The organism is Streptomyces sp. SYSU D01066-1 (genome assembly GCF_054956795.1).
Genome location: NZ_JBUDHV010000010.1, coordinates 40006 through 61327, shown reverse-complemented (window position 1 = coordinate 61327; position 21322 = coordinate 40006). Strand labels below are relative to the sequence as shown.

The window sequence follows — 21322 nt, the reverse complement described above, 5'->3', positions numbered from 1 at the left end:
TTCCCCAGTCCGTCTCCCCGTCCGCCCCTCAGCCCGTCCCCGGCCGCGGTCCCGCCAGGACGAGCGACACCCGTACCCGCGCGCCGCCCAGCGGTGCGCGGCCGATCGTCAGCTCCCCGTCCGTGGCCCGGGCGGCGCGGGCCACGATGTCCAGGCCGAGCCCCGTGGAACCGCCCACGCTGACGCCCCGGGTGAGCGCCGCGTCGGGGTCCGCGACGCCCGGGCCGGCGTCGTCGACGGTGAGCAGGACGTGCCGCCGCTCCCGTTCCACCCGTACGGCGAAGGCGGTGCCCTGCGGGGTGTGCCGGAAGACGTTGCCGATCAGGGCGTCGATCACGGCCGCGAGGTCGTCCTCGGTGAAGCGGACGGGCGTCGGGCGCGGGGTGAGGTACCGCTCGCAGGGACGCTCCTGCTGGGCGGCCAGGACGGACCAGAACTCCAGCCGGGCGGCGACCACCTCGCTCACGTCGCAGGGCTTGGCGGTGGCCGTGGCGGCGCCGCCGGGCTGCGCGGCGGCCAGCGGTGTGCGGGCCGCGGTGATGATCGAGTCGAGTTCGGTCTCCAGCTGCACGGCGGCCTCGGTGACCCGGCGGGCGCTGTCGGTGGCGCCCATCCGGTCCGCCTCCAGGTAGAGCGCGGTCAGCGGGGTGCGCAGCCGGTGCGAGAGGTCGGCGACCAGTTCCCGTTCTACGGCGAGCAGGTCGACGACCCGGTCGGCCATGGTGTTGAACGCCGCCCCGGCTTCCTGGAGTTCGGGCGGCCCGTCCGGCTCAACCCGTACGTCGAGATCGCCCGAGCCGAGGGCGAGGGAGGCCCGCTTCAGGCTCCGGGAGGAGCGCACGACGCGGGCGCCGAGCCGGTCCGCGACCAGCACCGAACCGCCGACCAGCCCCAGGGCCAGCAGGGCCATCACACCCCAGGACGCGGCCACGCCCCGATTCAGGTCCGCGGCGGGCACGTACGCCTCCACCACGGCGACGCGGTCGCGGGGCAGCACGACGGGCTGGAGGTGGACCCAGCCGTCCGCCGTGTCCAGGGCGAGCGTCTCACGCCGTCGCACGGCCCGCTCCAGCGCGTCCTCGGGCGCGTGCGGAGCCCCTACCAGGCCGCCGTCGGGCAGCCGTACGGCGAGTTGGTCGGCCGAGCCGAGTTCGGCGACGGCCTGCTGCACGTCGGCTCGCCGGGTGGTGAGGGCGAGCACCGGTGACAGGGCCGAGGCCCGTTGCTCGGCGGCGGTGGTGGCCCGGTCGCGGGCCTGTTCCCGCACCAGCAGGGCGAGCGGGACGAGGAAGGAGAGCGCCACCATCGAGGTGACCGCCAGGGCGATCCCGGCGAGGGCACGTCTCATGGCGCGCTGACCAGCTTGATGCCGATGCCCCGGACCGTGTGCAGCAGACGCGGCGCGCGGGCCTTCTCCCCCATCTTCCGGCGCAGCGCGGAGAGGTGGGCGTCGACCGTCTGGTCCTCCAGATACGGCTGCCGCCACACCTCGGTGAGGATGCGCTGCCGGGAGATGACCTGGTCGGCGTGGGCGGCGAGGTAGGCCAGCAGGTCGAACTCGCGGCGGGTCAGGGGGAGTTCCCGGCCCGCCAGGTGCGCGGTGCGGGCGGTCCGGTCGACCCGCAGGTCGGCGACCTGGAGGATCCGCCGCGGCGCCGCCCGGACGCCGGGGGGCGCGGTCCGGCGCAGCACGGCGCCGAGGCGGGCGGCGAGCTGGCCGCCGGAGAACGGCTTGACCAGGTAGTCGTCGGCCCCGGCGTCGAGCAGCCGGATGATCTCGGTCTCGTCGTCGCGGGCGGTGGCGACCAGGACCGGGACGCGGGAGATCCCCCGGATCATCCGCAGCACGTCGAGTCCGTCGACGTCGGGCAGGCCGAGGTCGAGCACCACGATGTCGGGCGGGTTCTGCGTGATCTCGCGCAGTCCCTCGAAGCCCTGGTGCGCGGTCCGCACCGCGTGGCCGTGCCCGGTGAGGACCTCGATCAGCGCGGCCCGGATCACGGAGTCGTCCTCGACGACAAGTACGGAGGCCATGGGCAGGCACGTTAGCCGGTCGGTCACCATGGTGTCGTGTCGCGTCTCCTGCGTTACCTGTTGCTCTGGCTGTGCTGCACGGCGGCCAGCGTGACGGCCGTCATCCTCACCATCCACTTCGTACTGGGCTCGACCCGGCCGACGGCGCCGGTCGCGCGGTCGGCGCCAAGGGAGCCGGCCGCGTCGCCGAGCCCCACGCCCGCCCGGAGCCATGCGCGCTCGCCCGCTCCGTCGCCGAGCCGGGACCGGCCCGGTACGGCCCCTTCGCGCACGGCCGGCACCTCCCGGCGGACGGCTCCGGCGCCCACCCCGACACCCACGCCCACGCCCACGCCGGCACCGACCGCGCGCACCGCACCGCCGCGGCAGCCGGAGGCGACCGGGCGTGCGGCGGCGGGGTGCGAGAAGGGCGGGTCGGGGGTGTACACGGTGCCGTCCGAGGGCGGGAAGGCCACGGTGCGCTTCGGCGCCGGCGGGGTGTGCCTGATCTCGGCCGTGCCGGACCAGGGCTTCACCGTGCGTACGCGCCAGAGCGCGCCGCAGACGCTCACGGTGACGTTCTCGGCGGACCGGCACCGTTCGCAGATCACGGCGACGACGGAGCCGCACGACCAGGCGCGGGTGAGCGAGACCTCGTTCTGAGGCGCCGGGCACCGGGGCGGGGCGGCTCAGGCAGCCGTGCCGGGCGCCTGGCCGGTCAGCGCCGTGAGCAGCCAGTCGTGCGCGGAGCCCGGGGTCGGTTCCGGACGGGCGCCCGGTGCGGTGATCACCTCGGTGACCAGGTCCCAGTAGCGGTCGATGCGCGGGTCGGCCGTGAGCTGCCCGGCCAGCAGGCGGCGGAAGCCGGGGGTGTCCCGGGTGCCGTACGCGGCCGCGTACGCGTTCACGAAGCAGTCCAGCGCCTCGCCCGGACGCGGCGTGTGGTCCCGGCGCAGGTGCGCCCCGGCCAGGTCGTACGCCTCGGCCAGGGCCGCGTACAGGACGGCCGCGCCGCGGGCGTCCACCGTGCGGTGTGCCTCGGGCTGGGGCCGGGCGGAGGGCGTACAGGGGGCGGTGGTCAGGGCGTTGAGCCGGGCGAAGGCCAGTACCTGCGGCGGTGCCGGGTCGTCGGGCGGCTGCGGGACCGCCGCCTCCAGGAAGGCGGTGACGGAACGGGGCGGCATGCGCGGCGGCAGCCAGGCACGCCAGAAGCGGGCCAGCGGTGCCGTGCTCGGCGGGGCGGTCACCGTGCCGATCAGGCGGAGCCGGTCGGCCCGTTCGTCCGGCGGGCACTCCTGGACCAGCCGCAGCGCCGCCTCCCGCCAGCGCAACGCCGTGAGCTGGGAGCCGAGGGCACGCAGGTGTCCGGCGACGGCGTCCTCCAGCAGGCGGCCCGCGTCGTCTTCGCCCCCCTCGTCCAGGACGCGGCGGATCTCGGGGACGCCGAGGCCGAGGGAGCGCAGGGAGCGGATCAGCCGTAGCCGGTCCAGTGCCTCGGGGCCGTAGCGGCGGTGACCGCCAAAGGTGCGGGAGGTCTCCGGCAGCAGGCCACGGTCGGAGTAGAAGCGGACGGTCTTGACGGTGACGCCCGCACGCTCGGCCAGTTCACCGATGCCGAGCCGGCCGTCGGGCGGTACGGGCACTTGAACCTCCCTCTGGGGGAGTTCCTACGGTACCGGCGAGCGCGGGCCGGTCAGCGGCCGGACCGCGGTGACGCCACTGCCGAGGAGAGGGTCATGACCGTATTCGTCCTGGTGCCGGGCTGGTTCACCGGCGCGTGGGTGTGGGAGGAGACGGCCGCGCGGCTGGCCGGGGCGGGCGCCGAGGCGCGTCCGGTGTCCCTGACCGGGCTCGACGGGCCGCCAGGGGCCGGAGGGGGCGGCGGGACCGCCGGTGTCGGCGGGGCAGGCGGGGTCGACGGTGTCGATCTGGAGATCGATCTGGAGACGCACATCGCGGACGTCCTCGCGGTGATCGACTCGGTCGGAGCGGCGGCGGGCGGGCCCGGCCGGGAGATCGTGCTGGTCGGTCACGACTACGGCGTCCATCCGGCGCTGGGGGCCGCCGCCCGGCGCGTCGGGCGGGTCGCGCGGGTCGTGTGCCTGGACGCGGGGATGCCGCGGGACGGGGTGCCGGCGCTGGCCGCGATGCCCGACCCGGCGTTGCGGGAGGAACTGGCGGCGCGGGGGACGGAAGGAGGCGGCCTGGAGGGGGCTCTGCCGCCGCCGGGCCGGGACGCGTGGCCGCGCTGGGGCAGTACCGCCGGCGTCCCGGACGCCGCGCTGGACCGGCTCACCGCGCGTGCCGCCCCGCAGCCCCTGGGCACGCTGCTCCAGCCGCTGCGGCTGACCCCGGCGGTGGCCGCGGTGCCCGCCACCGGGGTGCTGTGCACCGGCAACGGCGCGGGCGTCGGGATGCTCCAGCTCCAGGTCGACTTCGGTGACCCCGCGCTGGGCGCCCTGGCCGACGCGGGGGTGCCGTTCCTCGAACTGCCCACCGGGCATTGGCCGATGCTGTTCTGCCCCGCCGACCTGGCCCGGGTCCTGCTGCGGGCCGCGGCCGGCGAGGGGCGCCGGCTCGTCCCGTTCGACGCCGCGCGGCCGCCCGCGCATCTGCGGCCGTTCCCCTTGGACGTCCCAAAGCGGGCGCGCGAGCGGACCGGGCACGTCGATCTGTACCCGCCGGACGCCGAAGGCCCGCGCCCCGCGGTGTTGTTCGTGCACGGCGGTCCGCTGCCCGCCGGGGCGCGGCCGGGGCCGCGGGACTGGCCGCTGTTCCAGGGGTACGCCGGGTACGCCGCGGCCCGGGGCGTGGTGGCCGCGACCGTCGAGCACCGGCTGCACGGGGTCACCGGCTACCCGGCCGCCGCCGACGACGTGGCCGCGGCGGTGCGGACGGTGCGGGCCGATCCGCGGGTGGACCCGGACCGGGTGGCGCTGTGGTTCTTCTCCGGCGGCGGGCCGCTCGCGGCGGAGTGGCTGAGCGCTCCCCCGCCCTGGCTGCGCTGTCTGGCCGCCACGTACCCGGTCCTCGCCCCGCTGCCGAACTGGGGGCTGCCCGGCGGCCGTTTCCGTCCGGCCGAGGCGGTGGCGGGCGCGGACGGACTGCCCGTGGTCCTGACCCGGGCCGGGCTGGAGCTGCCCGAGATCGCCGCCACCGTCGAGGAGTTCCTCACCGCGGCCCGGGCGGACGGGGCCGACGTCGAGGTGATCGACGTACCGCACGGACACCATGGGTTCGAGACCCTCGACCCGACCGAGGAGTCACGCGCGGCGGTGCGGCGCGCGATGCGGGCGGTGCTCGGGCATCTGACCGGGTGACGGGCGCCCCGCCGCGGCGGGGCGCCCCCGGTCTTTCTCCGGAACCAGGCCGGTCCAACCGGGATCAGACCAGGTCCAACCGGGATCAGACCAGGTCGAACCGGTCCAGGTTCATGACCTTGACCCACGCGGCGACGAAGTCGCGCACGAACTTCTCCTTGGCGTCGTCGCTCGCGTACACCTCGGCGAGCGCGCGCAGTTCGGAGTTGGAGCCGAAGACGAGGTCGGCGCGGCTGCCCGCCCACCTGACCTCGCCGGTGGCGGCGTCCCGGCCCTCGAAGGTGGTCTGGTCCTCGGACGTCGCCCTCCACGTCGTGCCCAGGTCGAGCAGGTTGACGAAGAAGTCGTTGGTCAGGGCCCCGGGGGTCGTGGTGAGGACGCCGAGCTGGGACTGCCGGTGGCTGACGCCGAGCACGCGCAGACCGCCGACGAGGACCGTCATCTCCGGGGCGCTGAGCGTCAGCAGGTTGGCCCGGTCGAGCAGCAGGTACTCGGCGGGCAGCCGGTTGCCCTTGCCCAGGTAGTTGCGGAACCCGTCGGCGGCCGGCTCCAGCGCGGCGAACGACTCCGCGTCCGTCTCCTCCTGCGAGGCGTCCACCCGGCCCGGGGCGAAGGGGACCTCGACCTGGAAGCCGGCCTCCTTGGCGGCCCGTTCGACGGCGGCCGAGCCGCCGAGGACGATCAGGTCGGCCAGCGACACCTGCCGGGTGCCGCCCGCGTTGAAGTCCCGCCGGACGCTCTCCAGGGTGCTCAGCACGGTGGCGAGCCGGTCGGGCTCGTTGACCTCCCAGGTGCGCTGCGGCTCCAGGCGGATGCGGGCGCCGTTGGCGCCGCCGCGCTTGTCGCTGCCGCGGAAGGTGGACGCCGACGCCCACGCGGTGAAGACCAGGTCGGAGACGGTCAGGCCGCAGTCGAGGAGCTTCGTCTTGAGGACCTCGACGTCGGCGGCGCCGATCGGCTCGCCCTCGGCCTCGGGCAGCGGGTCCTGCCACAGCAGCGTCTCCTGGGGGACCTCGGGGCCGAGGAAGAGCGACTTGGGGCCCATGTCGCGGTGGGTCAGCTTGTACCAGGCGCGGGCGAAGGCGGCCTGGAACTCCTCGGGGTTCTCGTAAAACCGGCGGGAGATGGGCCCGTAGACCGGGTCGAAGCGGAGCGCCAGGTCGGTGGTGAGCATGTTCGGCGCGATCCTCTTGGCGGCGTCGTGGGCGTGCGGGACCGTGCCCTCGCCCGCACCGTCCTTCGGCTTCCACTGGTGGGCGCCGGCCGGGCTGCGGGTCAGCTCCCACTCGTAGCCGAAGAGGTTGTCGAAGAAGCCGTTGCTCCACCGGGTGGGCGTCGAGGTCCAGGTCACTTCGAGGCCGGAGGTGATGGTGTCCGCGCCCTTGCCGGTGCCGTGGGTGCTGCGCCAGCCCAGGCCCTGCTCCTCCATGGAGGCGGCCTCGGGGTCGGCGCCGACGGCGTCCGCGGGCCCGGCGCCGTGGGTCTTGCCGAAGGTGTGGCCGCCGGCGATCAACGCGACGGTCTCCTCGTCGTTCATCGCCATCCGGCCGAACGTCTCACGGATGTCGCGGGCCGCGGCCAGTGGGTCCGGGGTGCCGTTGGGCCCCTCGGGGTTGACGTATATCAGGCCCATCTGGACGGCGCCCAGCGGGTTCTCCAGCTCGCGGTCGCCGGTGTAGCGCCGGTCGTCGAGCCAGGTGGTCTCGGGGCCCCAGTACACGTCCTCCTCGGGCTCCCAGACGTCCTCGCGTCCGCCGCCGAAGCCGAAGGTCTTGACGCCCATCGACTCCAGGGCGACGTTGCCCGCCAGGATCAGCAGGTCGGCCCAGGACAGGCTCTGGCCGTACTTCTTCTTCACCGGCCACAGCAGACGGCGGGCCTTGTCCAGGTTGGCGTTGTCCGGCCAGCTGTTGAGCGGGGCGAAGCGCTGCTGGCCGGCTCCGGCGCCGCCGCGGCCGTCGCTGATCCGGTAGGTGCCCGCGCTGTGCCACGCCATCCGGACGATGAACGGACCGTAGTGGCCGAAGTCGGCGGGCCACCAGTCCTGCGAGGTGGTCAGCACCTCGGCGATGTCCCGTTTGACGGCCGGCAGGTCCAGGCTCTGGAACGCCTCGGCGTAGTCGAAGTCCGGGTCGAGCGGGTTGGACACCTGGGGGTTCTTCGCGAGGATCTTCACATTGAGCCGCTCCGGCCACCACTGGCGGTTCCCGCCGCCCTGCGTCGGGTGGGCGGCACGCCCGTGCGCGACCGGGCAGCCCCCTGGTTCCTCGGCTTTCGGGTCGGTGACGATCGCGTCGTGGTTCTCGGTCATGGGAGTCCTTCCGGGCATGGAACTCGGGGCTCAGGAATCACTGGCGGGAGGAACAGGCGGGGCACAGGCCCCAGTAGGTGACCTCGGCCTCGTCGACCGTGAAGCCGTGGCTGTCGGAGGCGGTCAGACAGGGCGCGTGGCCGACCGCGCAGTCCACGTCGGCGAGCGCGCCGCACACACGGCACACGACGTGGTGGTGGTTGTCGCCGACCCGCCCCTCGAAACGGGCCGGGCTGCCGGCCGGTTCGACGCGGCGGATCAGTCCGGTCCTGGTGAGCGCGTGGAGCGCTTCGTACACGGCGGGTACGGAGATGTGGCCCACGCGGTCGCGCACTCCGGCGGTGATGGCCTCGACGTCGAGGTGGTCGCCGCGGCGGACCGTTTCGAGCAGCGCGACGCGAGCGGCCGTCACCCGCAGACCGGCGCCGCGCAGTTCCTCGGCGGTGGTCGGGGGCCGGGACTCGGTCATGGCGGTGAACCTACGCCCTGAACCTGAACTGTTGAAGAGAACGAACGGTTCAAGTTCGATTGCGCGCAGGGGGGTTGCCGGTGCCCGTCGTTTCCCTGTCCGCTCTCACCTGGCCTCGGCACGCCCGAACAGGTGCGCTACATTTTGCATCTCTTTGCATGGACATCTCTCACCTATGGAGCCGGCACACCCATGAGCGACATCGTCAACGGACTCGGCCGGGCCACCGCCTACGGCGCCCTCGGTCTGGTCCTGCTGGTCCTCGGCATCGTCCTGGTCGACGTGCTGACACCCGGGAAGCTCGGCCGGCAGATCTGGGAGCAGCGCAACCGCAACGCCGCCACGGTGCTCAGCTCGGCGCTGCTGGGCATCGGCGCGATCGTGTTCACGTCGATCTGGACGACGTACGAGGACTTCGGCAAGGGACTGGTGTCCACCGCGCTGTTCGGGCTGCTGGGGCTGGTGATGATGGCCGTGGCGTTCCTGGTGGTGGACCTGATCACGCCCGGGCGGCTGGGCGCGACGCTGGTCGAGCCGGAGCCGCACCCGGCGGTCTGGGTCACGGCCTCCTGCAACCTCGCGGTGTCCGCCGTCATCTCGGCGTCCATCGCCTGACGGAGCCGGTCCCACGGGCCGGGCCGGGCGAGCACCGGCCCGGCCGGATCCGTGCTCGCCCGGCCGCCGGTCACAGCAGCCTCCTGATGTCACCGCGGACCCGGTAGAACCCTCCTGCCGCGGCGTGCACCGCGTCGACGACGTACCGGGCGCCCGGCTGCCTGATCGCCCTCGGGAACTGCACGTTCCACGAGGGGTCGTAGCCTTCCGACACCACGTGGATCCGCGTCCGGCCGCCGTCGCGCACACACTCCACGACCACCGAGCCGGCCGGGGCCGCGGCGACCGTGGTCACCGACTCGGCCGCCGTCGCCGCCGCGTACGTCGGCAGCGCCGCGGCGAGCTTGACGTCCCGGGCGACCGGCACCGACCCCTGCTGGGCGGCCGTCACCGCCGCCTCGCTCGCGTCCACGCACACCAGGGACCCGTCCGTGGTCACCAGGTAGAGCCGCTCGTCGTGGTACTGCATCGACAGCGCCGAGCCGCCGCCCGTACCCAGCTTCCACAGCCGGGTGCCGTCCCGGTCGAAGCAGTACACCGAGGAGGCCGCGTCCCCGGCGAACACGAACCGCCCGCCGGGCGAGGTGGCGCACGAGTACACGGAAGCGTCGCAGCGGTACGTCGCCTCGACGCCGCCGGTCTCCTTCGACAGCCGGTGGACGACGCGGTCGGCCGTGCCGGCGTACACCGCGTCGTCCTCCTGCCAGCCGAAGAGCACCGCGCCCCGGGTCCGCGTGTGCCACAGCTCGGCGCCGCCGTCCGGGGTGTGGGCGGTCACGCCGCTGCTGTCACCGTGGTACACGGCGCGGTCGTCGGCGCGGACCATCCAGGCGTGCTCGCCGTGGCCGCCGCGTGCCCACTGGTGCTCGTCCTCGTGGTCGATGACGGTGAGCCGGCCCGCGCCGTCCGCGACGTTGAGCACGCCCTCGTGGATGTCGAGCCAGAAGATGTCGACGTCGGCCGCGATGTCGTAGGCCGCGAAGGGCAGTTTGGACGACAGGTCGTAGACCCGGCCGTCGTCGCAGCCGGCGTAGATCCAGAAGTCGTCGGCGACCAGGCACTTGACGCCGTCGGGCAGCCGGTAGTGGGAGAGGACCTCGCCGCCGTGCGCCAGGGTGTAGACGTCACCTGCCTGGTTGCCCACCCAGCAGTGCTCGTCGTCGATGTGGATGCCGAACGCCGCGGAGCCCGTCCGGAACCGCCACAGCACCGGGGCGACCGAACGCACCGTGGACGGCGCCGAGGTGATCTGCCGTCGGGTGACCGGCCGGGGGGCGCGCTGCCCCCGCACCGCCGGGGCGTACCCCTTGCGCACCTTCTCGCCTATCTTCTTGGCGGCCGCCGCCTGTGCCTTCTCGGCCGTGGGGAACGTCGACGTCTGGGTCTGCCCGCCGGCGCCGATCCGCCCGTAGGACACGGTGACGACCGTCCCCTCGACCGTCACCTCGTAGAACTTGTGCGCTCCCCCGCCGTCCTGTGACAGTTCCAGGTACGTCTTCGACATGGCAGACCTCTCCCCAGGCCAGGGCCCGAGGCGTGTCCGCGGACCCCACTGACCGAACCGTAGATCCAGGCACTGACATCGGCCCTGGCGGACGGGTCACGGGACGCTCGGCCCGGTGATGGCCCGGCCCTCGGCGTCGTAGGGCCAGAGTTGGTCTCGCATCCGTGCGGTCCCTTGATCTTCCGCCGCGCGCTGCGCCTTCTGGTCGTCCTGCTCGGTGCCGCCTGTCCGCTCACCGCCTGCGGCATCCCCGCGACCTGGGTGATCGAGGCGGGGGCGCCCGCGAGCGGGGCCCGGGAGCCGGTGGCCGCCGCGACCCGGCCGACGGCCCCGGTGCCGGACACCGCCACCGTCGCGGTGCCGCTGTACTTCGTGGCGAAGGGTGCCCTGGTGCCCGTCCTGCGTACGGCGGCCGTCCCCGCCGAGCCCGCGAGCGCCGTGTCGCTGCTGTTCCAGGGCCCGGACGGCGAGGAACGCGCACTGGGCCTCACGACCGAACTGCCGCGCGCGGCCGCGGTGCCGGTCATCCGGACCGAGGGGGCGACGGTCGCCATCGGGCTGCCGGCCCGGGCCGCGGCGCTGAGCGACACGGCCGTCGCCCAGCTGGCCCGCACGGCCGCCGCCGCACGGCTGCGCCAGGACCCGGAGCTGGGGACGGCCCTGGTGACCGTGGAGCGGCCCGACGGTCTGCCGGCGGGCCGCTCCAGTGACGACTGCCCGGGCCTGCCCCGGCTCGCAAAAGTGGCCAAACCCACCGGACCGCCGGTGTGGAGCTCCGCCCCCGCTCCGGCCCAGCCCCGCTGACGGGGGCACGCCCCGGCGTCGTCTGGCACCCTGGCGACAGGAACCGCACCAGGAAGGACCGTCATGATCATTTTTGGCACCAAGGGGTACCTCTACCAGTTGGCGGTACTGACGCTGGTGTGCGGCCACTGCGGCAACCCCGCCGCCCACACGCTCCGCAAGCGGGTCACCAAGTTCACCCTGTTCTTCGTGCCGCTGTTCCCGGTGTCGACGAAGTACACGACCCAGTGCACGTTCTGCGGCGCGGAGCGGAAGCTGACCGGCGGGGAGGCGGAGCGGCTGCGGGCGCAGGGCGCGAGCGGCACCGTCAGCCCGCCGGTGTGACCGCCACGGCGAGGTCGTTGTCGACGGTGTAGTAGGGGCGTACGACCGTTTCACCGACGGGGACGGCGGGCTGGACGTGGATGTCCTTGCGGTCCGCGATGTCGTCCAGGAGACGGGCCACGCGGACCTGCGGTGCGGACCGGGCGGGCCGGACGAAGACGTCCCAGACGCGCTGCCCTGAGCCGGCCGCGGTGTCCGTCACCGTGCCGGTCGCGGTGTCCGTCGCCGTGCCGGTCGCGGTATCGGCGACCAGGTCCGCGAGGCCGACCGTGAAGGAGAAGCTGCGGCGGTCGTCGGCGAGCCGGGGTTCGACGGACCGTTCGGTGCGGGTGCCGCGCAGCCGCAGCCGTACGGCGGCCCCCTCCCCGAACACCGCGCCGTGCAGCCGGGCCCCGACCGTGAGCGCCCCCTCGGCGGCCGTGACGGCGCCGGTCTCGGCGTGGGCGTCGCGCAGCCAGGCCCGCACCGCCAGGAACCCGTCCTTGGTGACGTACGGGATCCGGACCGCCACCGGTGCGCGGCGGTCGCGGGTGTGGCCGTCCACGAGGGCGCGCAGGTCGCGCAGGCCGGGGCGCAGTCGGCGCCGCTGGCCGTCCGGTCCGTCGAGCAGGTACACGTCCCACCGGCCCTCCGCCAGCGCCGTCCCGGCCGGCAGTACGGCGGTGTGGTGGCCGTCCTCCGTCGCGTCGAGGGCGAGGCAGTGGTGCACCTCCGCGGGCTTTCCCTTCTGCGGCTTCCCCTTCCTGGGCCGCAGCCGGATCAGCAGCCGTGCGTCCGAAGCGGCCGGGGGAAGGCGCAGGCCGAAGGTGATCCGGCCGTCCGCCTCCACCGTGCAGCCGACGCGCGGTTCCACGCCGTGCCCCGTGCCGTGTCCTGTGGCGCGCTCCGCGCCGTGCCCCGTGCCTCGCTCCGCGAGGCGCTCCGTGGTCATCGCCGTCCCCTTCGTATCGTGTGCAGCGCTCTGCTGCCCGTGGCGTGCACCGCGTCCCGTGCCGCGTGGCCCTGGCCGATCAGCACCTGGCGCACCGGGTCGCGGCCCTGGGTGACGGGCCGTCCGGAACGCCGGGCCGCGCACGCCTCCTCGAACAGGCGCTCGGCGTGGCGCACCACGGGGTCCGGGGCGAACCGCCGCGCGTTCTCCAGCGCCGCCCGGCCCATCCGGCGGCGGCGTTCGTCGTCCCGGACCAGTTCCAGGAGTGCCTCCCCGAAGGCCGCGGGGTCGCCGACGGGGACCAGCCGGCCGTCGACGCCGTCCTGGATGATCTCGCCGGGGCCGTAGGGGCAGTCGGTGCTGACCACCGGCAGTCCGCACCGCATGGCCTCCACGATGGTCATGCCGAACGGCTCGAAGTTGGAGGCGGCGGCCCCGATCGAGCCCTTGACCCACTCGGCCTCCATGGGGGCGGCGGCGCCCATCAGGAAGACGTTGTCCGTCAGGCCGAGCCGTTCGATCAGCGCGCGCAGCCGGTCGTGTTCCTCGCCCTTGCCGTAGATGCGCAGGGACCAGTCGGGGTGTTCGGCGGCGACCCGGGCGAACGCCTCGATCAGCAGGTCGTACCGCTTGACCGGGACCAGCCGGCCGGCCGCGACCACCAGCTTGGCGCCGCCGTCCGCGGGCGGCAGCACGGGGTCGGGGACGCTGTTGGGCAGGGCCTCGACCCGGACGCCGGGCAGCCGCATCTTGCGCCGGTAGGCGGTGGCGTCCGCCTCCGTGACCGTGGTGAGCACGTCGAGCCGGCGGTAGGCGCGGCGCAGCGCGGTGCGCAGCCGGGAGGGGTGGTTGTCCAGGGTGAGGTGTTCCTGCCCGACGCGGGCGACGCGCTCGGGCGCCTGGAGCGCGAGGTGGACGTTGAGTCCGGGGCGGGTGCCGACGACGACGTCGGCGTCGATCTCCGCCAGGCACGCGCCGATCCGCTCGTCGGTGAGCTCGCTGTACTGGTGGTGGCGGTACTCGGCGGCCGGGAAGACCTTCGCCGGCCGCAGGTGCAGCGGGTGCTCCTTCTCCTGCCGCAGGTCCACCAGGGGTCTCAGCGACACCCGGGGATCCAGGGTGAAGTTGGGGCGCTCCCGGTGCCGCAGTACGGAGACGATCTCCACGGTGTGCCGCTCGGCCAGGGCCTGGGCCAGGTTGAACGTCGTGGTGATCGTGCCTCCGATCCCGTAGGCGTTGTGCAGGAGGAAAGAGATCTTCATGAGGGACTAGACCGGATGCGCGTACGAACGGTTGTCTGCCGTTATCACTTCGTGGCTCCCCGGTTCACCAGGTGTTTCCCGAGCGGCACGGCGCGGCGCGCCGGCCGCCGCCACCGGGCGCGACCGCACCCGCCCCGCCTCCGCCGATTCCTCCCGGCCCTCCGGCGACCTTGACATATTGCGCGTCCATGACAGTTTTGTTGACAGCTGCTCAATTCCTTTGTCCAGCAACGGTGGTTGGTCAAGGCTGTATCCCGGTCCGGAGCGGAACGCGACGCTCCCCGGGCCGTGTGCGCGATCCCGCGCACACCCCCCACGGACGCGCGCCCCACCCCGGGCGCGCGCCGCCCAGAGGAGGACTCCCTCGTTATGGCACAACCGCGGAGCAAGAGACTCAGGTTCGCCGCGACCGTCGGCGTCGTGGCCGCCGCCCTGACCGGCGGCCTCACCTCGGTACCCGCCCAGGCCGCCCCGGCCGAGGGTACCGTCCTCGCCGCCGGCTCCCCCACGGCGGTCGAGGACAGCTACATCGTCACGCTCAAGAAGGACAGCGGGCTCAAGGCGTCCTCGGCGGCCGGCAAGGACGTCGTCGAGGAGTACGGCGGCACCGTGCGGAAGACGTTCAAGAGCGCGCTGAACGGCTACACCGCGACTCTCTCCGCCACCGAGGCCAGGCGCCTGGCCGCCGACCCGGCCATCGCCTCCGTCGAGCAGGACCAGCGCGTCACGCTCGCCGACACCACGCAGTCCAACGCCCCGTGGGGCCTGGACCGCGTCGACCAGACCTCCCTGCCGCTCTCCGGCACGTACACCTACCCGGACACCGCGGGCAGCGGCGTGACGGCGTACGTCATCGACACCGGCGTCCGCATCACCCACAGCGACATCAGCGGCCGCGCCTCCTACGGTTACGACGCCGTCGACGGCGACACCACCGCCTCCGACGGCAACGGCCACGGCACGCACGTGGCCACCACCATCGCGGGCAGCACCTACGGCGTGGCCAAGAAGGCGAAGGTCGTCGCGGTCCGCGTGCTCGACAACAACGGTTCGGGCACCACGGCCGGTGTCATCGCGGGCATCGACTGGGTGACCGCCAACCACTCGGGCCCCTCGGTCGCCAACCTGTCCCTCGGCGGCGGCGCCTCCACCACTCTGGACACGGCCGTGCGCAACTCCATCGCCAGCGGTGTCACCTACGCGATCGCCGCGGGCAACAGCGCCGCCAACGCCTCCTCGTACTCCCCCGCCCGGGTCACCGAGGCCATCACCGTAGGCGCCACCACCAGCACGGACGCCCGGGCCAGCTACTCCAACTACGGTTCCGTGCTGGACGTCTTCGCGCCCGGCTCCTCCATCACGGCCGGCTGGTACACCAGCGACACGGCGACCAACACCATCTCCGGTACGTCCATGGCCACGCCGCACGTGGCGGGCGCCGCCGCGGTCTACCTGGCGGGCCACACCTCCGCCACCCCCGCGCAGGTGTCCTCGGCCCTGACGGGCGGCGCGACGACCGGCAAGGTCACCAGCGCGGGCACCGGCTCGCCGAACCTGCTGCTGAAGATCGTTCCCTGATGACGCGGTGATCCCGCGAGCCCCTCGGCGTCCCGCAGAACCCACTGACGTCCCGTGACGTCCCGCGGTGATCCCACGACGTGACCCGTCCGGCACGAAATGCCCCCGGAGGCCACCCGCCTCCGGGGGCATTTCGTATGCCCCGAGCCCGACTGTGTGCTCGAAACTGCTTACAACTCCGCCCTTTCGATCAGCCCCGATCACCAACTCAGGCGTTTCGGACCCTTGACACGGCCGGGATCCGGTCGATTTACTCCCGGTCAGCGCCGACGTCGTCACACCGGCCGGCGCCAGAGGTACGCCCAGCCGGTAGCTGGCCCCGCGCCAGGAGTCCGGCCCCAGTCGCCAGGAGCGCCCACGGTGTCCGAGGCGGGGTCGTGCCCACCAGATCGGGAGCTCGTGCCATGAGCCGTCAGCGGGTCCCTCCTCCCTGACACCCCCGCCCCCACCCCACCGCCTGACACCGGGCCGCGGCCGCCGGCCGTCGCGTCCCGCCGAGCGACAAGCACCTGCCTGGAGGTACAGATGGACGCGGTCCGACGCGGCGTTGGGCCCTCGCGCCGCGGAGTGCTGCGGGCCGGCGGGGGCGCCCTGCTCGCCGGGGCCGCGGGAGCGGCCGTCTCCGGGTGCGGGGCCGGGACGGACGACGGGGTCGCCGCCGACGGCACGGTCACCATCGAGGTGTGGCACGGCCAGACCGACACGGCCAAGCAGGTCCTGCGGAAGCTCGTCGCCGACTTCGAGCGCGAACACCCGAAGATCCGGGTCGACCTGGGCGGCGGGGTGCTGTCGGACGTGATGCTGCAGAAGGTGACCGCCGCCCTCGCCGCCGGCTCCTACCCCGACATCGCCTACGTCTTCGGCTCCGACCTGGCCCGGATCGCCCGCGGCCCGCAGGTCGTCGACCTCACCGACACGGTGGACTCCGGTCCCCTGCCGTGGAAGAACTACTGGGCCGCCGCCCGGGACGCCGTCACCGTCAACGGCCGGGTCCGGGCCGCCCCCGCCGTGCTCGACGCGCTCGCCGTCGTCTGCAACAAGCGGCTGTTCCGCGAGGCCGGCGTGGAGCTGCCCGAGGCCGGCTGGACCTGGGCGGACTTCACCGAGACCGCGCGGCGGCTCACCGACAAGGCCGCCGGCCGGTTCGGCACCGGCTGGCCCGGCACCGGCGACGAGGACACCGTCTGGCGGCTGTGGCCGATGGTCTGGGACCTCGGCGGCGACGTCGTCGACGACAGCGGCAAGGGCATCGGCTTCGCCGACAGCGGGGTCCGCGCCCTGGAGGTGGTGGCCGGCCTGGCCCGCGACCAGAGCGTGTACGTCGACCCCAAGCCCGGCAGCGAGCAGATGTACCAGGTCTTCCAGTCCGGCCGGATGGGCATGGTGGTCACCGGTCCCTGGCAACTGCCCGACATCCGGCAGGCGGGGATCGACCACCACGTCGTCCCGCTGCCCAGCTTCAGCGGCAGGCCGGTCACCGTCTGCGGCCCCGACACCTGGACCCTGTTCGACAACGGCGCCGCCCGCTCCCGGGCCGCCCGCACCTTCGTCACCTGGCTCACCCAGCCCGCCCAGGACGTCCGCTGGGCCGTCGGCGCCGGCAGTCTCCCGCTCAGCCGCCGCACCGAGGCCCAGCCGGTCTGGCGGCGCGAGGTCGAGCAGACCGCGGGCCTGTCGGTGTTCACCGAGGCGCTGGACAGCGCGCGCGTCCGTCCCGTCCACCCGGCCTACCCGGAGGTCTCGCAGGCGCTCGGCCGGGCCGTCGTCTCCGTGCTGCTCGGCCGCAGCGGTCCCGACGCCGCCCTGCGGTCCTGCGCCGACGAGGCCGACGCCGCCCTGCTCATACCGCGTTGAGGAGCCACCACGCCATGGAGCGACTGCCCCGAGCCATCACCCTCGCAGACCCACCGGACGACCGGCGCCGGGCCCCGGTCCGCGAACGCCGCGCCGAGACGGCCACCGCCTGGGCCTACGTCTCGCCCGCGGTCCTGATCGTCCTGGGCCTCAGCGTCGTCCCGGTCGTCTGGTCGCTGCTGCTGTCCTTCCAGGCCAGTGACCTGGTCACGCCCAGCCGCTGGGTCGGCGCGGACAACTACCGCGCCCTCGCCCAGGACCCGCACTTCGGCCAGGCGGTGCGCAACACCCTGCTCTACACGGTGCTGTACGTGCCGCTGAGCCTGCTCGGCGGCCTGTTGCTCGCGCTGGTGCTGAACCGCCGCATCCGGCTCGTCGGCCTCTACCGCACCCTGGTCTTCGTACCGTTCGTGCTGTCGGCGACCGCGCAGGGCGTGCTGTTCTCCTTCATCCTGGACCCGGAGTTCGGCGCCGCCAATTCCGTCCTGCACCGACTCGGCGTCTCCCCGCAGGGGTTCCTCACCGACCCCGGGCAGGCCCTGGGGGTGCTGGTGGCGATCACCCTGTGGAGCGGCACCGGTTTCTGCGTCGTGGTCTACCTCGCCGCCCTCCAGGACGTCCCGCGGTCCCTGGTCGAGGCCGCCCGCCTGGACGGCGCCGGCCGGCTGCACCTGCTGCGCCACGTCACCCTGCCCACGCTCACCCCGGTCACCGTCTTCCTGGTGCTGTGGCAGACCGTCCAGTCCCTCCAGGTGTTCGACCTGGTGTACGTCACCACCAAGGGCGGACCGCTGGGTTCCACCACCGTGATCGTCTACTTCGTCTGGGAGCAGGCGTTCAAGAACGCCACCGCCGGCTACGGCGCGTCGGCCGCCTACGTCCTCGCCGTCGCCCTGGGCCTGGCCGCCGGGGCCGTCCGCCTCACCCGGCGCCATGAGCGCCAGCGTCCGGAAGGGGCCCGCCCATGACGGCGGCCACCTCGGCCCGGCCCGGCACCGTCCCCGCCCGCCCGGCCCGGTCCGCCGGCTCCGCACACCGCCGCCGGCGGCTGCCGTTCAGCCCCTGGCACCTGCTGCTGGCGCCGCTCGCGCTGACCTTCGCGGTGCCGCTGGTGTGGCTGCTGCTCAGCTCCGTGATGAGCGACGCGGAGATCGACCGCTTCCCGCCCGCGCTGTGGCCCTCCGGCGTCGACCTCGGCGGCTACCGCTACGTACTGGGCAACGCGATGTTCCCGCGCTGGTTCGCCAACTCGCTGATCGTCTCCGCCGTCACCGTCGCCGCCAACCTGCTGTTCGGCGCGCTCGCCGGATACGCCTTCGCCCGGATGCGGTTCGCGGGGTCGCGGGTGCTGCTGGGGCTGATGCTGGCCACGATGGCCGTGCCGTTCCAGCTGACCATGATCCCGACGTTCCTGGTGATGAGGGAGCTGGGCCTGATCGACACCCTCGGCGCGCTCATCGTGCCGTCGCTGGTCACCCCGTTCGCGGTGTTCCTGCTGCGGCAGTTCTTCCTCTCGCTGCCCCGGGAACTGGAGGAGGCCGCCTGGATCGACGGGTGTTCGCGGCTGCGGGTGCTGTTCCGCATCGTGCTGCCGCTGTCCCGCCCGGCGCTGAGCACGGTCGCCGTCCTGACCTTCCTGACCACCTGGAACGACCTGACCTGGCCGCTGATCGCCATCAACCACGACACGCAGTACACGCTGCAACTGGGGCTGACCACCTTCCAGGGGCAGCACCACACCAGGTGGTCCGCGGTGATGGCCGGCAACGTGCTCACCGTGCTGCCCGTGCTGCTCGCCTTCCTCGGCGCGCAGAAGACCTTCGTCCAGTCCATCACCTCCAGCGGCCTCAAAGGCTAGCGACTCCCAGGAAAGGCCCATGCCGCACACCTTCGACCTGCTCGTCGTCGGGGACGCCAACCCCGACGTCGTCCTCGGTCCCCTCGACGCCCCGCTCGCCTTCGGCCAGCACGAACAGCTCGTGCCCGGCGGCGCCCTCACCCTCGGCGGCTCGGCCGCGATCATGGCCTGCGGGGCGGCCCGCCTCGGTCTGCGGGTCGCGTTCGCCGGCCGGGTCGGTGACGACGACGCCGGGCGCTACGTACGCGACACCCTCACCGCGCGAGGGGTGGACACCCAGGGGCTGCGCACCGACCCGGAGCTGCCGACACCGCTCACCGTCGTCCTGACCCGGGACGGGGCCCAGAGCGACCGGGCCATCGTCACCGCGCCGGGCACCCTGCGCGCCACCACCCCGGCCGACGTCCCGGCCGGGCTGCTGTCCGCCGCCCGGCACGTCCACTTCGCCTCCTACTTCCTGCTGCCGCGCCTCGCCGCCGGACTGCCCGGCCTGATGCGCACGGCGCGCGCCCACGGCGCGACGACCTCCCTCGACACCAACGACGACCCGGCCGGCCACTGGGACCCGCCGGGCCTCGCCGCCGTCCTCCCGCACACCGACCACCTGCTGCCCAACGCCGCCGAGGCCCGGAAGCTGGGCAGCGCCGAGGACCTGGTGGCAGCCGCCGCCGCGCTCGCCGGGCGCGGCCCCGTGACCGTCGTCAAGGACGGCGCCGAGGGAGCGCTCTGCCACGACGGGCACACCGTCACCCGCACCCCCGCCCTGCCGGTCCGGCCGGTGGACACGGTGGGCGCCGGCGACAGCTTCGACGCCGGCTTCGTGGCCGGGCTGCTCGCCGGGCTGCCGCTGCCCGAGGCGCTCCGGCTGGCCGCCGTCTGCGGGGCACTGTCCACCCGCGCGCCCGGCGGCACCACCGCACAGCCCACCTGGGACGAGGCCCTCGCCCACGTCACCCGCGACCTCACCCCCATCCGCACCCCCGCCCGCGAACGGAAGAACTCCGCATGAGCACCGCCCGCCCGGCCGCCCCCAAGATCACCTTCATCGGGGCCGGCAGTGTCGTCTTCACCCAGGGACTCCTCGCCGACCTGTTCGCGTTCGACGAGCTGAAGACCGCGCACATCTCGCTGCACGACATCGACGCCGAGCGCCTGGCCACGGCCGAGGCGGCGGCCCGGTACATCGCCGCCGAGCGCGGCGCCCGGCCGGTGGTCACCGCGCACGCCGACCGCCGCGAGGCACTGGTGGACGCCGACTTCGTCATCAACATCGTGCAGGTCGGCATGGGCGAGGCCACCCGCACCGACTTCGAGGTGCCGGCCCGCTACGGGCTGCGCCAGACCATCGGCGACACCCTCGGCATCGGCGGCGTCTTCCGCGCGCTGCGCACCTTCCCGCTGCTGAAGGCGCTCGGCCGGGACATCGCCGAGGTGTGCCCCGACGCCTGGCTGCTCAACTACACCAACCCGATGGCGATGAACGTCCAGTACCTGGCCGAGGCGACCGGCCTGACCCGGGTGGTCGGCCTGTGCCACTCGGTGTACTGGACGATGCGGGGCCTGTGCGACCTCGTCGGCGTCCCCTACGAGGAGGTCACCTACCACGCGGCGGGCGTCAACCACCAGGCGTGGGTGCTGCGCTGGGAGCACGAGGGCCGCGACCTGTACCCCCGTCTGGACGCGCTCGTCGCCGGGGACGAGCAGTTGCGCCGCCGGGTCCGGGTCGACATGTACCGGCGCCTGGGCCACTACCCGACCGAGACCAGCGAGCACTCCTCCGAGTACGTGCCGTGGTTCCTGCACCACGCCAGTGAGGTCGACCGGCTGCGGCTGCCCATCGGGGCCTACCTCGGCATCGTGGACGACAACGTGGCCGAGTACGAGCGGACCCGGGACGCGCTGGCCTGCGGGGCACCGCTCACCGTCGAGGGCACCATGGAGTACGCGCCGCAGATCGTCCACAGCATCGTGACCGGGACCCCGCGCACGGTGTACGGCAACGTGCCCAACCACGGCCTGATCGACAACCTCCCCGCCCGCGGCGCGGTCGAGGTCCCCTGCCTGGTCGACTCCGCGGGTGTGCAGCCCACCCGGATCGGTTCGCTGCCGCCCCAGCTGGCGGCCCTGAACCGGACCTACCTCAGCACCACCGACCTGGTGGTGCGAGCGGCGACGGAGGACGACCCGAAGCACATCCGGCACGCGGCGATGACCGACCCGGCGACGGCGGCGGCGCTGCCCGTCGAGGAGATCTGGCGGCTGTGCGACGACATGGTCCGCGCGCACGAGGACCGGCTCCAGCCGTCGCTGCGGGCGGTGCTGGGCGTCTGAGGGAGGCCGCTCAGCCCGTGCACGGCAAGGTCACCGCACGGGCCGCCGCGGGCCGGGTGAGGACCTCGGTGCCGCCGGCGAACCGGCCGGCGGCACCGGACGCCGGCAGGGCCGGACGGCCTGGTCGGTGATCCGGGCGGTGAGCGCG

General features: G+C 73.9%; 20 protein-coding genes. 11 read left to right on the top strand and 9 right to left on the bottom strand.

The genetic code is table 11. The annotated features are described in order from the left end of the window. Positions 1-28 precede the first annotated feature (28 nt). The 3 genes from ACY1JF_RS12620 to ACY1JF_RS12610 are packed head-to-tail and all read right to left on the bottom strand — an operon-like array spanning position 29 to position 2462. Positions 29-1348, bottom strand: a complete 1320-nt coding sequence (locus ACY1JF_RS12620; protein WP_462705148.1) for a sensor histidine kinase — start codon at positions 1346-1348, stop codon at positions 29-31. Further along, complete coding sequence (locus ACY1JF_RS12615) at positions 1345-2034, bottom strand: response regulator transcription factor (protein ID WP_462705147.1); 690 nt, start codon at positions 2032-2034, stop codon at positions 1345-1347. Before ACY1JF_RS12615 ends, ACY1JF_RS12620 begins: the two co-directional genes overlap by 4 nt. A gap of 53 nt (positions 2035-2087) precedes the next feature. Continuing rightward, positions 2088-2462: a hypothetical protein gene (locus tag ACY1JF_RS12610; protein ID WP_462705146.1), complete on the bottom strand. Its 375-nt coding sequence runs from the start codon at positions 2460-2462 to the stop codon at positions 2088-2090. Between the two features lies 1 nt (position 2463). Between ACY1JF_RS12610 and ACY1JF_RS12605 the strand changes: the two genes are divergently transcribed. Then, positions 2464-2676 (top strand): hypothetical protein, encoded by a 213-nt coding sequence (locus ACY1JF_RS12605; RefSeq protein ID WP_462705145.1) that lies wholly within the window; start codon positions 2464-2466, stop codon positions 2674-2676. 26 nt (positions 2677-2702) lie between these two features. Here the strand turns inward: ACY1JF_RS12605 and ACY1JF_RS12600 are convergent, their stop codons facing one another. Further along, positions 2703-3656: a helix-turn-helix domain-containing protein gene (locus ACY1JF_RS12600; protein WP_462705144.1), complete on the bottom strand. Its 954-nt coding sequence runs from the start codon at positions 3654-3656 to the stop codon at positions 2703-2705. A gap of 93 nt (positions 3657-3749) precedes the next feature. Between ACY1JF_RS12600 and ACY1JF_RS12595 the strand changes: the two genes are divergently transcribed. After that, positions 3750-5333, top strand: coding sequence for an alpha/beta hydrolase (locus ACY1JF_RS12595; protein WP_462705143.1), 1584 nt, complete (start codon positions 3750-3752; stop codon positions 5331-5333). Positions 5334-5418: 85 nt separating this feature from the next. Here the strand turns inward: ACY1JF_RS12595 and katG are convergent, their stop codons facing one another. Further along, positions 5419-7644 (bottom strand): catalase/peroxidase HPI, encoded by a 2226-nt coding sequence (katG, locus tag ACY1JF_RS12590; protein ID WP_462705142.1) that lies wholly within the window; start codon positions 7642-7644, stop codon positions 5419-5421. Positions 7645-7681: 37 nt separating this feature from the next. Continuing rightward, positions 7682-8113, bottom strand: a complete 432-nt coding sequence (locus ACY1JF_RS12585; protein ID WP_462705141.1) for a Fur family transcriptional regulator — start codon at positions 8111-8113, stop codon at positions 7682-7684. Positions 8114-8305: 192 nt separating this feature from the next. Between ACY1JF_RS12585 and ACY1JF_RS12580 the strand changes: the two genes are divergently transcribed. Then, complete coding sequence (locus ACY1JF_RS12580) at positions 8306-8728, top strand: DUF350 domain-containing protein (protein WP_215166278.1); 423 nt, start codon at positions 8306-8308, stop codon at positions 8726-8728. Between the two features lie 70 nt (positions 8729-8798). On the opposite strand, the gene ACY1JF_RS12575 is transcribed toward ACY1JF_RS12580, so the two are convergent. Next, entirely contained in the window at positions 8799-10232 is a 1434-nt protein-coding gene (locus ACY1JF_RS12575; RefSeq protein WP_462705140.1) for a WGR domain-containing protein, read from the bottom strand. Positions 10233-10406: 174 nt separating this feature from the next. On the opposite strand from ACY1JF_RS12575, the gene ACY1JF_RS12570 reads away from it, so the two are divergent. Further along, a complete protein-coding gene (locus tag ACY1JF_RS12570; protein ID WP_462705139.1) occupies positions 10407-11036 on the top strand; it encodes a hypothetical protein in 630 nt (209 codons plus the stop codon). A 63-nt stretch (positions 11037-11099) separates the two neighbouring features. Beyond that, positions 11100-11360, top strand: coding sequence for a zinc-ribbon domain-containing protein (locus ACY1JF_RS12565; RefSeq protein WP_462705138.1), 261 nt, complete (start codon positions 11100-11102; stop codon positions 11358-11360). Here ACY1JF_RS12565 and ACY1JF_RS12560 read toward each other — a convergent pair. Together ACY1JF_RS12560 and ACY1JF_RS12555 are read right to left on the bottom strand one after the other, a co-directional pair. After that, positions 11344-12291 (bottom strand): hypothetical protein, encoded by a 948-nt coding sequence (locus ACY1JF_RS12560; RefSeq protein WP_462705137.1) that lies wholly within the window; start codon positions 12289-12291, stop codon positions 11344-11346. The two genes, ACY1JF_RS12565 and ACY1JF_RS12560, sit on opposite strands and share 17 nt — an antisense overlap. Next, complete coding sequence (locus ACY1JF_RS12555) at positions 12288-13553, bottom strand: glycosyltransferase family 4 protein (RefSeq protein WP_462705136.1); 1266 nt, start codon at positions 13551-13553, stop codon at positions 12288-12290. The genes ACY1JF_RS12560 and ACY1JF_RS12555 overlap by 4 nt, the downstream gene beginning before the upstream one ends. 369 nt (positions 13554-13922) lie before the next feature. On the opposite strand from ACY1JF_RS12555, the gene ACY1JF_RS12550 reads away from it, so the two are divergent. From ACY1JF_RS12550 to melA, 6 genes are all read left to right on the top strand, one after another. Further along, complete coding sequence (locus tag ACY1JF_RS12550) at positions 13923-15131, top strand: S8 family peptidase (protein WP_462705135.1); 1209 nt, start codon at positions 13923-13925, stop codon at positions 15129-15131. Positions 15132-15656: 525 nt separating this feature from the next. Beyond that, entirely contained in the window at positions 15657-16985 is a 1329-nt protein-coding gene (locus ACY1JF_RS12545; RefSeq protein WP_462705134.1) for an ABC transporter substrate-binding protein, read from the top strand. A 14-nt stretch (positions 16986-16999) separates the two neighbouring features. Beyond that, positions 17000-17953 carry a carbohydrate ABC transporter permease gene (locus tag ACY1JF_RS12540; protein WP_462705133.1) on the top strand — a complete coding sequence of 318 codons (954 nt, stop codon included), beginning with the start codon at positions 17000-17002 and terminating at the stop codon, positions 17951-17953. Continuing rightward, on the top strand, positions 17950-18843 hold the full coding sequence (locus ACY1JF_RS12535) for a carbohydrate ABC transporter permease (protein ID WP_462705132.1): 894 nt from the start codon (positions 17950-17952) through the stop codon (positions 18841-18843). The genes ACY1JF_RS12540 and ACY1JF_RS12535 overlap by 4 nt, the downstream gene beginning before the upstream one ends. A 19-nt stretch (positions 18844-18862) precedes the next feature. Next, entirely contained in the window at positions 18863-19852 is a 990-nt protein-coding gene (locus ACY1JF_RS12530; protein ID WP_462705131.1) for a carbohydrate kinase family protein, read from the top strand. Next, the gene (melA, locus tag ACY1JF_RS12525) at positions 19849-21174 is read left to right on the top strand and encodes an alpha-galactosidase (protein WP_462705130.1); all 1326 of its coding nucleotides are present in this window, start codon (positions 19849-19851) and stop codon (positions 21172-21174) included. The genes ACY1JF_RS12530 and melA overlap by 4 nt, the downstream gene beginning before the upstream one ends. Positions 21175-21322: the final 148 nt, after the last annotated feature.